A 3026-nucleotide genomic window follows, 5' to 3' on the forward strand; every position below is an offset into this window, starting at 1 on the left:
TGACGAGAATCTTCACACGTCACTTGTCAAGTTGCAATCACCGGGAGAAGTAATCTCCAAGAGAGCCAGTAGGGTAAGCTACTAAGGGCACACGGTGGATGCCTTGGCGCCAGGAGCCGATGAAGGACGGGACGAACACCGATATGCCTCGGGGAGCTGTAAGTGAGCGTTGATCCGGGGATGTCCGAATGGGGGAACCCGCCAGCTTGAAGAGCTGGCACCGCCATCTGAATCCATAGGATGGACGGGGGCACACCAGGGGAACTGAAACATCTTAGTACCCTGAGGAAGAGAAAGCAAACGCGATTCCCTGAGTAGCGGCGAGCGAAACGGGAACAGCCCAAACCGGTTGGCTTTGCCAACCGGGGTTGTAGGACGTCTCACACGGAGTCACAAAGGTGACGGATAGATGAAGTGGTTCTGGAAAGACCCGCCAAAGAAGGTAACAGCCCTGTAATCGAAATCGGTCACCCTCCGAGACGGATCCTGAGTACCGCGGGACACGTGAAACCCCGTGGGAAGCAGGGAGGACCACCTCCCAAGGCTAAATACTCCCTGGCGACCGATAGTGAACCAGTACCGTGAGGGAAAGGTGAAAAGCACCCCGGGAGGGGAGTGAAAGAGAACCTGAAACCGTGTGCTTACAATCAGTCGGAGTCCTTTTAAAGGGATGACGGCGTGCCTTTTGTAGAATGAACCGGCGAGTGACGGTCCCGTGCGAGGTTAAGGTGAGAAGCCGGAGCCGCAGCGAAAGCGAGTCTGAACAGGGCGAATGAGTACGTGGCCGTCGACCCGAAACCGGGTGATCTACCCATGTCCAGGGTGAAGTTCCGGTAACACGGAATGGAGGCCCGAACCTGTTGGTGTTGAAAAACCATAGGATGAGGTGTGGGTAGGGGTGAAATGCCAATCGAACCCGGAGATAGCTGGTTCTCCCCGAAATAGCTTTAGGGCTAGCCTCGGAGAGGAGTCGTGGAGGTAGAGCACTGATTGGGCTAGGGGCCCCCACAGGGTTACCGAACTCAGTTAAACTCCGAATGCCACAGACTCGTCCTCCGGGAGTCAGACTACGAGTGCTAAGATCCGTGGTCGAGAGGGAAACAGCCCAGACCGCCAGCTAAGGTCCCAAAGTAACCGTTAAGTGGCAAAGGATGTGGAGTTGCCCAGACAACCAGGATGTTGGCTTAGAAGCAGCCATCATTCAAAGAGTGCGTAATAGCTCACTGGTCAAGTGACTCTGCGCCGAAAATGTAACGGGGCTAAACGGTTCACCGAAGCTGCGGATGTCCTTCGGACATGGTAGGGGAGCGTTCCAAACAGCAGCGAAGCTGCTTCGTGAGAAGTGGTGGAGCGTTTGGAAGTGAGAATGCCGGTATGAGTAGCGAAAAGAAGGGTGAGAATCCCTTCCACCGAAAGCCTAAGGTTTCCTGAGGAAGGTTCGTCCGCTCAGGGTTAGTCGGGACCTAAGCCGAGGCCGAAAGGCGTAGGCGATGGACAACAGGTTGAGATTCCTGTACCACCTTGTTCCGTTGACGACGGGGGGACGCAGGAGGGTAGAGAATCGCGCGACTGGTTGTGCGCGTCCAAGCAGTGAGGCTGAAGAGACAGGCAAATCCGTCTCTTCTTTAAGGCCAGGCTGTGATGGCGAGGGAAGTTTCAGTACCGAAGTTCTTGATCTCACACTGCCAAGAAAAGCCTCTAAGGAGGAACAAGGTGCCCGTACCGCAAACCGACACAGGTAGGCGAGGAGAGAATCCTAAGGTGCTCGGGAGAACTCTCGTTAAGGAACTCGGCAAAATGACCCCGTAACTTCGGGAGAAGGGGTGCCCCGTTAGGGTCTTCGGGCCCGAGGGGGCCGCAGTGAAGAGGCCCAGGCGACTGTTTAGCAAAAACACAGGTCTCTGCAAAGCCGCAAGGCGAAGTATAGGGGCTGACGCCTGCCCGGTGCTGGAAGGTTAAGGGGAAGAGTTAGCTCGCGCGAAGCTCTGAACCGAAGCCCCAGTAAACGGCGGCCGTAACTATAACGGTCCTAAGGTAGCGAAATTCCTTGTCGGGTAAGTTCCGACCCGCACGAAAGGCGTAACGATCTGGGCACTGTCTCAACGAGAGACCCGGTGAAATTGTACTACCAGTGAAGATGCTGGTTACCCGCGACAAGACGGAAAGACCCCGTGGAGCTTTACTGCAGCCTGATATTGAATCCGGGTACGGCTTGTACAGGATAGGTGGGAGTCTGCGAAGCCGGAGCGCCAGCTTCGGTGGAGACGCCGGTGGGATACCACTCTGGCCGTATCGGGGTTCTAACTCGCCGCCGTCATCCGGCGGGAGGACCGTGTCAGGTGGGCAGTTTGACTGGGGCGGTCGCCTCCTAAAAGGTAACGGAGGCGCTCCAAGGTTCCCTCAGCGCGGTTGGAAATCGCGCCCTCAGAGTGCAAAGGCAGAAGGGAGCTTGACTGCGAGACCTACAAGTCGAGCAGGGACGAAAGTCGGACTTAGTGATCCGGTGGTTCCGTGTGGATGGGCCATCGCTCAACGGATAAAAGCTACCCCGGGGATAACAGGCTTATCTCCCCCAAGAGTCCACATCGACGGGGAGGTTTGGCACCTCGATGTCGGCTCATCGCATCCTGGGGCTGAAGTAGGTCCCAAGGGTTGGGCTGTTCGCCCATTAAAGCGGTACGCGAGCTGGGTTCAGAACGTCGTGAGACAGTTCGGTCCCTATCTGTCGCGGGCGCAGGAAATTTGAGAGGAGCTGTCCTTAGTACGAGAGGACCGGGATGGACGCACCTCTGGTGTACCAGTTGTTCCGCCAGGAGCACCGCTGGGTAGCCAAGTGCGGAAGGGATAAGCGCTGAAAGCATCTAAGCGCGAAGCCCCCCTCAAGATGAGATTTCCCATTCCCTTGTGGAAGTAAGACCCCTTGCAGATGACAAGGTAGATCGGTCCGGGGTGTAAGCACAGCAATGTGTTCAGCTGACGGATACGAATCGGTCGAGGGCTTTCCCTACTACTTCTCACGGTTGCAC

Annotated in this window: 1 rRNA gene; it reads left to right on the plus strand. The window is 56.4% G+C overall.

Annotated features, from left to right (window positions below):
- Positions 1–71 precede the first annotated feature (71 nt).
- A 23S ribosomal RNA gene (locus tag H1R82_RS05940) occupies positions 72–3007 on the plus strand.
- Positions 3008–3026 lie beyond the last annotated feature (19 nt).

It is taken from the genome of Thermoactinomyces intermedius, assembly GCF_013912365.1.
Classification (GTDB): domain Bacteria; phylum Bacillota; class Bacilli; order Thermoactinomycetales; family Thermoactinomycetaceae; genus Thermoactinomyces; species Thermoactinomyces intermedius.